We start from the raw sequence: 8,516 nt of genomic DNA on the forward strand, positions 1-8,516 counted from the left end.
CTTCCAACCCGGCAAAGGTTCTTTCCGTTTTAACGGTCGAGTCTCACGAGATCCGCATACGTTTCCCGTTCGATCACTATGCGCGACTCCCCGTCTTTCACAAACACAACAGCCGGACGCGGGATCCGGTTATAGTTGTTAGCCATCGAATATCCGTAGGCACCGGTACTAAACACAGCCAGGGTGTCGCCGAAGTTCACCGGCGGAAGCTTCAGATCCCAGATGAGCATGTCACCTGACTCACAGCACTTTCCGGCAATGCTGACAAGCTCCGTGCATTCCTCATTCGGTCGGTTCGCCAGCACCGCATGATATTTCGCCCCGTAAAGAGCAGGACGAAGATTATCGGTCATCCCCCCGTCCACCGAAACATAGGTGCGCACATCCGGGATGATTTTCTTCGATCCGACCTTATAGAGGGTTGTCCCTGCTTCCGCAACGATGCTGCGTCCGGGTTCGACCCATACTTCCGGCAGCGGATACCCGTTCTCCCCGAAGCTCTCCTTCACGCAGTCCGTGATCGCTTTTACATATTCGGAGATTGGAAGTGGTTTGTCTTCTTCCGTATATCTGACTCCGAACCCCCCGCCGATATTCAGTACCGGCAGCGTGACATCGCACTCCAGCCTCACACTTTGAAGGAAATCGGACAGCACGGTGATGGCCTGCTGAAAACCGTCCAATTCAAAAATCTGCGATCCGATATGCGAGTGGATTCCGAGCACATTGTAATGCGGCTTGCAGAGTGCGATCTGCATCGCGCGGTCGGCCTGACCGGTCGATATGCCAAAACCGAACTTTGAATCATCCTGCCCCGTCATGATGTAATCATGGGTATGAGCCTCGACTCCAGGCGTCACGCGGAGCAGGATATTCACCTGCTGCTCACGTTCTTTCGCCAGTTCATGCAGGAGTTCAAGCTCAAGGAAACTGTCTACCACGAAACATCCGATCTCAGCATCAAGCGCCATTACAAGCTCTTCCTCGGACTTATTGTTCCCATGAAAATGAATCCGTCCAGCCGGGAATCCTGCTTCGAGAGCCGTGTAAAGCTCCCCGCCGGATACGACATCCAGCGAGAGATTCTCTTCTTCTGCAAGGCGCACCATTTCCTTGCACATAAACGCCTTGCTCGCATACGCCACCTGGAACTCGAGCCCGCTTTCGATGAACGACTCTCGGAACGCGCGCGCATTCCCGCGGATCATTTCCTCATCATAAACCATCAGCGGCGTCCCATACGCTGCCGTCAGTTCGCCGGTGCTCACCCCGCCGATTTCCAATTGTCCCTGTACATTCGTTGTCATTGCTGTCATCTTGAATCTCCTCCTGAAACCCCTCCGAAAAAAATACACAAAAAAACCGTATGAAGCGATGCTCATACGGTTTCCTGATCAAAACGAAGAACGTTCTGAAGAATTCTGTATTAACATCTCTTCAATAGTTCTCCACAACGTGACCATTGTGACAGTCTGACACTTGTTCAATGTCAGCCCAACAAGAAACCGATTGGCTGTTTCCTGTTTCGGCGATCTGCCTTTCACTTTCCATCCCGGGATCCATCATCCTCAGGAAAGCTACTCCTCATTCTCGCGCCTCTATTATCAGAGAGTAAGTTTATTAGTTTGTACAGCAACTATACCATCGCGGCGGAAAAATTGTCAATCTATTTCATCTATTCGGGCAGCGGGCTGTTTCTTTTGGGGATTGAGAAGAAAGTTGTCCTTTTTTATAAAAATATTGCCTTCTTACATATTAAGTGTTCCATTTTTTATCCTAACCTTATCCTTTTACCCGGCTATATTCTGCTCTACCCTAGAATTGTGCCTCTCAGATAGATTATTCTGCCCTTCAGAGGGATTTTTATTTTTGTACCTTTCTAGTACATAATTCTACCCTTCATGGAGTTATTGTACCTTATAAAAAAATAATAGTGCCATTCATGTCGAATTTCCGCTATTCGTGAAGCAGAGGCGTATTTTCTTTTGTGATTGAGAAGAACGTAGTCCTTTCTATTAAAAATAAGGCCTTTTCTCATATTTATTGTGCCCTTCATCAATATAACCGCTTATTTAACCTGTCAATTTCGTGCCTCATACCGGAATTGTGCCTCTCAAATAACTTATTCTACCCTTCAAATATTATTTGTACCTTTCAAAAACATAATTCTACCCCTCATTTCATTATTGCACCCTATAAAAAAATAATTGCCCCACTCATGTCGAATTTCCTATACAAACGAAAGCTTTCCCATGATTCAATCCTCCAGAATAGGGTAAACTATTCTCGTTGCTTATTTTATAAAAGCATCCGCCTCAAGGGAGAAGAACCCATCTCACCCATTCACAATACCAAACTGCATTTTTTGAAAAATAAACGATCTTCTTCCTTGACTTTTTCACCTGCATATATAATAATAAATATCGAATTAGAATTATTATAAAGTATTAATAATTCTCAATCACATCACTACAATCATTTAGGAGGAATTTACACTATGTCTTTAATCGGAACAGAAGTAAAACCATTCAAAGCAGAAGCATACAAAGATGGTGAATTCATCACTGTCACTGACGAAAGCCTGAAAGGTCAATGGAGCATTTTCTGCTTCTACCCTGCAGACTTCACATTCGTATGCCCGACAGAACTTGAAGACCTTCAAAATAACTACGAGGCTCTTAAGGCCCTTGGCGTAGAAGTATATTCCGTTTCTACAGATACACATTTCACACACAAAGGCTGGCACGACAGCTCTGAAAAAATCGGTAAAATTAAATACGCGATGATCGGGGATCCATCTCAAACAGTATCCCGCAACTTCGAAGTATTGAACGAAGAAGACGGTCTTGCTGACCGCGGAACATTCATCATCGATCCTGATGGTGTCATCCAAACAGTTGAAATCAATGCAGGCGGCATCGGCCGTGATGCAGATATCCTAATCAGCAAAATCAAGGCTGCACAATATGTGCGCAACAACCCAGGCGAAGTTTGCCCGGCTAAATGGCAGGAAGGTTCTGAAACACTTAAACCAAGCCTTGACCTAGTTGGTAAATTATAAGGAGTGCAGTAAATCATGCTCGAAGCAGATATTAAAGCACAATTGGAACAGTACCTCCAGATGCTTGAAGGCGACACCGTCCTGAAAGTCTCTGCAGGTGATGACGACATATCTAAGGATACAGTGGCTCTCGTTGAAGAGATTGCTTCCATGTCCCCGAAGATCACTGTCGAAAAAGCTGATCTTCCAAGAACACCAAGCTTCAGCGTGAATCGTGCCGGGGAGGAGGATACCGGGGTCCATTTCGCCGGTATCCCGCTCGGACATGAGTTCACTTCACTGGTGCTTGCCCTTCTTCAAGTCAGCGGCAGACCGCCGAAAGTTGACCAGAGTGTCATCGATCAGATCAAGAGCATCAAAGGCGAGCATCACTTCGAAACGTATGTCAGCCTAAGCTGCCATAACTGCCCTGACGTTGTACAGGCCCTCAACATCATGAGTGTGCTCAATCCGAACATCACTCATACGATGATCGACGGTGCTGCGTATAAAGAAGAGGTAGAATACAAGAACATCATGGCCGTTCCATCCGTTTATCTGAATGCTGAATTCTTCAGCGGCGGACGCACGACCATTGAAGAAATCCTTGCGAAAATTGTTGAAGGCCCTGATGCCAGCGAGCTATCTGACAAGGACCCATACGACGTTCTTGTTGTCGGCGGCGGACCTGCGGGCTCCAGTGCAGCTATCTATGCAGCACGTAAAGGAATCCGTACCGGTATCGTAGCTGAACGCTTTGGCGGCCAGGTGCTTGATACGATGAGCATCGAGAACTTCATCAGCGTCAAGCAGACTGAAGGACCGAAGCTTGTCGCAAGCCTTGAAGAACACGTGAAGGACTACGGCATCGATGTCATGAACCTTCAGCGTGCCAAGCGCCTTGAAAAGAAAGACATGATCGAGCTTGAACTTGAAAACGGCGCAGTCCTTAAGAGTAAGAGCCTGATCATTTCGACAGGTGCCCGCTGGAGAAACATCGGCGTCCCTGGCGAACAGGAATTCAAGAACAAAGGTGTGGCCTATTGCCCTCACTGTGACGGTCCATTATTCGAAGGAAAAGACGTAGCGGTCATCGGCGGCGGAAACTCCGGTGTCGAAGCAGCGATCGACCTTGCCGGAATCGTCAACCACGTAACGGTTCTCGAGTTCAACTCAGAACTGAAAGCGGACGACGTACTGCAAAAACGTCTTTACAGCCTTCCGAATGTGACAGTCATCACGAACGCACAGACACAGAAGATCACTGGAACCGACAAGGTGAACGGGATCACCTACACCGATCGTGACACACATGAGGAACACCACGTCGAATTGCAAGGTGTCTTCGTCCAGATCGGTCTCGTACCAAACACGGACTGGCTTGATGAATCCATCGAACGCACACGCTTCGGTGAAATCATCGTTGACAAGCACGGCTCAACAAGTCTTCCAGGTGTATTCGCTGCCGGAGACTGCACCGACAGTGCATACAACCAGATCATCATCTCAATGGGATCAGGAGCGACCGCTGCACTCGGCGCGTTCGACTACCTTATCCGTAATTGATAGCAAAAGCCGCATCCTGCGACGTGCAGGATGCGGCTTTTTTGTGGTCCGGGCCGTGGTTTTCCGGCTGGGCCGGGTCGTGGAGCCGGGTTGCGGGGGACAGGTTCCCTTGACCCATTTTTCAAGCACCTATTTATTCCGCCTTCTATACAAGTCCATCGTCTTAAACCCTTCAGCGAGGACCGTCTCCATTTCCTTCAGGCGTTTCTCCTGCGTTTCCTTCCGTTTCGCACTGTAAACATAGCGCGCCCAATCCTTTCGGTACCCGGGCGTCAACCCTGCATATAGAGCCGCTATCTCTTCATTACCGCCCAAATATGTTTCTATATCTTCAATATGAGCGATATAATCATCCACCGACTGGCTCTTTTTCGCACTCTCAGACTTCTTCGCCTTCTTAGGCGCCGCCTTCATGCCCACCACAGTGAACACATCATTCAGGCTGATCATCCTCGAGAATTTGAGACTGCTTCCGTGAACATATCCATCTTCATCATAATGATTTTCATTATAGATGCTGTCCCGTTCTATGTACGCATCATACTTAGGATTGTTCTTTTTAGGATAGGCAAAGTATAGATAGCCGTTATCCTTCACCAAACCCGTTTCCACCACTTGCTTCAAACGAGACGCAAACTCTTTTAAATCGAATACAAAAATAAACACAAGATCATACTGTCCTTTTTCGACCGAAGCGTCATAGTCCACCCCGCTGAAGTCATCGATATCCCCCGGAAGGTTGAGGATGAGCTTATCAGGATATTTGCCAAAATTCAATTTTTCAGTAACCGGTTTGGTTGAGTTCATAACAAGGCTCCTTTTTTCAAAAATTCACCACAGGGCCCATTGGGTCAAGGGACCTGTCCCCGCGGCTCCCTCTGGCCGCCTAAGCGGGGACACGGGCAGCATACTCCTCTATTCCCACTTAAACACCCAGCTTGCAATCATGAATCCGCCGACGAGCCATGCACCCAGGATGAGCGTCTCGGTACCGAGCGCCATGATCGATGTCCCGAGGTTCATCGTCTCACGGAGTGCTGAAGCGAGATGGGCAATCGGCAGGATCTTCACGATTGGCTGAATGAAATCCGGCATATTGCTGATCGGGAAGAAGACGCCTCCCAGGAACAGAAGCGGGAATGATACAAAGCCTGCGATCGGCCCCGCACTTTCCGGATTCTTCGCCATTCCTGCGATGATGAAGCCGAGTGCCATGAACGCAAGCGTCCCCAGCACGATGAAGAAAATCAGTGCAAGCCAAGAGCCTGCAACATTGATGTCAAAAATAAGATTCGCAATGAGGACGACCAGCAGTGCCTGCGTCCCGTTCAGCAAGAGGCGTGCCGTGATCTGCGCGGCGATGAACGTCGACGCTTTCAGTCTCGTCCCCTGCATCCGGCGAAGGATCCCGCGCTCGCGCCAGGCTGAAATCTGTCCGGCGACACCGTTCATATTGTTACTCATGATCATCATCGCCACGATCCCTGGAACAAGGAAATCGATATAGCGTATGTTCAGTGCCTCGATCCCGACCTTCTCGACCGTCACGAGCGGCTCGTAGCCGGCAAGCTCCTTGCTGTATTGATCGATGACGCCGTTCACCACCGTAAGGCCGAGCTCAGCGGTCGTCAGGTTCTTTTCATTGTAATAAACAGGGACAGAAAAGGCTCCATCACGGGCATCGATGCTGTCCCCATAGCCTTTCGGGATTTCGATCAGAAGCTGAATATCACCGTTTTCGACAGCTTGCTTCCCCTCTTTGACCGAACCGTAATCAGAGGTTTCAATCCCCTCATTTTTATCAAAAAGAGCTTTCAAGTCCTTGGATGGTCCGCTGTCATCCTTATCGACGATCCCTGCCGTCAGCGACATCGTGTTCCCTCCGCCGACGAATGAACCGAGCGCCACCATCAGGATGACCGGAAAAAGCAAGGTAAAGAAAAGTACCTGTTTGTTCCGCGCAAAAATCCGTAATTGTGCCAGTGTCAGCTGCCCATATGCTCTCATGATTCACGCAGCCTCCTTCCTGTCATATGGATGAAGACATCCTCAAGAGTCGCCTGCCGCGTCTGCAGATCCCTGATTTCAAAGCCATGCACCGAAGACGCTTCAATGAGCGATGTCAGGGCAAGCTGCAGGTCATCTGTATACAGCTGGACGAACGTATCCTTGACAGCCGCTTCTTTTACGCCGTCCATCTTCCCGAACCACTCCTGCTCTGGAGGATCATCCAGATAAAACTCGACCGTACTCGCCGACTGCAGTGTCTTCACCAGATTCTCCGGCGTATCAAGCGCAATCAGCTCCCCCTGATCCATGATGCCGATCCGGTCGCAGAGCACATGCGCTTCATCCATATAATGCGTCGACAGGAGCACCGTCTTCCCTCGCTCCTTCAACCGCAGCACGATATCCCACAGCGTCCGCCTCGCCTGTGGATCAAGTCCCGTCGTCGGCTCATCAAGGAACACAATCGCCGGATCATGGATCAGTGCCAGCGCAATCGCCAGCCGCTGTTTCTGGCCGCCCGAAAGCCCCTTGATCCGGTCCCTCCGCTTCTCGGTCAGCAGCATGTCTTCAATCAGACCGTCAATATCCACATGACTCGGATAAAAGCTCGCATACAAATGAAGGATCTCCTCCACCTTCAGCAGCTCGAATAATGAGGTCGACTGGAGCTGGACCCCGATCACTTCCTTCACCTTATTCACTTCTTTCCGGACATCATGACCGGAAAGGCTTGCCGTCCCTTCATCCGGCTTCCGGAGGCCGACCAGCATCTCGATCGTCGTCGTCTTCCCGGCCCCGTTCGGACCAAGCAGGCCGAAGATCTCTCCCTTTTCGACTTGGAACACGACCCCGTTCACAGCCGTGAATGTCCCGTACCGCTTGACTAGATTCTTAACATCAACCATTACTTCTTCAGGCATAATGAACCTCCTTTTCTAAAAAAACATACCGCCCCGTATTGATTGAGCGGTCTAAGATTGTCTATACACGATGTTGATCTGCACGCCAATTCTGCACAGCCTTCTTAATGTCTTTTGGTGATAAATCCTCATCCAGCGTCCGTGCCGCCAGCCCCGGAAACTCTTCATCCGGTGCGAAACGAAGCGCAATCACCTGCTTCACTGTGAGACGCGGGTCCAGGTCACTCCCCGTCAACCGGTAGTGACGAAAATTTTCTTCGGTCCTGATGATCCTGTCCTGCAGCTGCAGGGCATACAATCTCAGTTTTGCCATAATCAATAGAAACGTAACCGCCGCAAACAGCACAATGAAGCTGAGAAGTGTTTCCTTGGCGACGTTATTTACAAAAAAGACGACCGATAAAATAAATGTCCCAAGAGTCAGCAGGGATATCCCATAGTGATACACCGGATCAATCTTACTGTGATTTTCATAGTTTTGCTGCTTCATATGTACCTCCTGAATAGTGATAGTTTCATTATATACCAGTTGCCCGGTCGTTGGAGAAATGTGACAAAAAAAGAACGCGCTGGTTAAGTTGAAAGCATGTGTTGATGCGGACATTATGTGTCATTTTTTCATAGAAAATGGGCTAGTCATGAGGATTACGTGAAAGATTGCTGCATATAGAGAAGGATTTGGACTTCACAGAAGCCTCCTCTTTTAATGATTGTGCCCGCTACTGAATAATTGCTTCATTCCCCGAATAATTGCGCCTGTTTCCATTTTATTGCGCCACTTTGGCGATAATTGCGCCGGATTCCTGTTAATTGCGCCACTTCCCGGATAATTGCGCCACTTGTCAAATTTCCAAGTCAAGTCCGTATTATTGTGTAAAATTCCTTACAGCTGTTTTCAACTATTTTGGATTATCAGTACTAGCCCCCACATTTTTTTGTCGAAACTTCCATGAGGTTCTGATCCCATAGCCGGTTGGGTC

General features: G+C 48.8%; 7 protein-coding genes and 1 riboswitch. Of the genes, 2 read left to right on the forward strand and 5 right to left on the reverse strand.

Annotation, left to right across the window (positions count from 1 at the left end; translation table 11 throughout):
- Positions 1-29 precede the first annotated feature (29 nt).
- Positions 30-1,316 carry a diaminopimelate decarboxylase gene (lysA, locus tag BHE18_RS01475; RefSeq protein WP_071616973.1) on the reverse strand — a complete coding sequence of 429 codons (1,287 nt, stop codon included), beginning with the start codon at positions 1,314-1,316 and terminating at the stop codon, positions 30-32.
- A gap of 117 nt (positions 1,317-1,433) precedes the next feature.
- A riboswitch (Lysine riboswitch) is annotated at positions 1,434-1,609 on the reverse strand.
- A gap of 888 nt (positions 1,610-2,497) precedes the next feature.
- Between lysA and ahpC the strand changes: the two genes are divergently transcribed.
- Positions 2,498-3,061, forward strand: a complete 564-nt coding sequence (gene ahpC, locus BHE18_RS01480) for an alkyl hydroperoxide reductase subunit C (RefSeq protein WP_071616974.1) — start codon at positions 2,498-2,500, stop codon at positions 3,059-3,061.
- Positions 3,062-3,073: 12 nt separating this feature from the next.
- The gene (ahpF, locus tag BHE18_RS01485) at positions 3,074-4,606 is read left to right on the forward strand and encodes an alkyl hydroperoxide reductase subunit F (RefSeq protein WP_071616975.1); all 1,533 of its coding nucleotides are present in this window, start codon (positions 3,074-3,076) and stop codon (positions 4,604-4,606) included.
- Between the two features lie 129 nt (positions 4,607-4,735).
- Here the strand turns inward: ahpF and BHE18_RS01490 are convergent, their stop codons facing one another.
- The 4 genes from BHE18_RS01490 to BHE18_RS01505 all read right to left on the reverse strand — a co-directional run bounded on the left by BHE18_RS01490 (position 4,736) and on the right by BHE18_RS01505 (position 8,026).
- The gene (locus BHE18_RS01490; RefSeq protein ID WP_071616976.1) at positions 4,736-5,413 is read right to left on the reverse strand and encodes a YdeI/OmpD-associated family protein; all 678 of its coding nucleotides are present in this window, start codon (positions 5,411-5,413) and stop codon (positions 4,736-4,738) included.
- A 108-nt stretch (positions 5,414-5,521) separates the two neighbouring features.
- The gene (locus tag BHE18_RS01495; protein WP_071616977.1) at positions 5,522-6,613 is read right to left on the reverse strand and encodes an ABC transporter permease; all 1,092 of its coding nucleotides are present in this window, start codon (positions 6,611-6,613) and stop codon (positions 5,522-5,524) included.
- Entirely contained in the window at positions 6,610-7,536 is a 927-nt protein-coding gene (locus tag BHE18_RS01500; protein ID WP_032085706.1) for an ABC transporter ATP-binding protein, read from the reverse strand. Before BHE18_RS01500 ends, BHE18_RS01495 begins: the two co-directional genes overlap by 4 nt.
- 61 nt (positions 7,537-7,597) lie before the next feature.
- Positions 7,598-8,026: a DUF6526 family protein gene (locus BHE18_RS01505; protein WP_071616978.1), complete on the reverse strand. Its 429-nt coding sequence runs from the start codon at positions 8,024-8,026 to the stop codon at positions 7,598-7,600.
- Positions 8,027-8,516: the final 490 nt, after the last annotated feature.

This window comes from Rossellomorea aquimaris, from assembly GCF_001877785.1.
In the GTDB taxonomy this organism is placed as follows: domain Bacteria; phylum Bacillota; class Bacilli; order Bacillales; family Bacillaceae_B; genus Rossellomorea; species Rossellomorea aquimaris_A.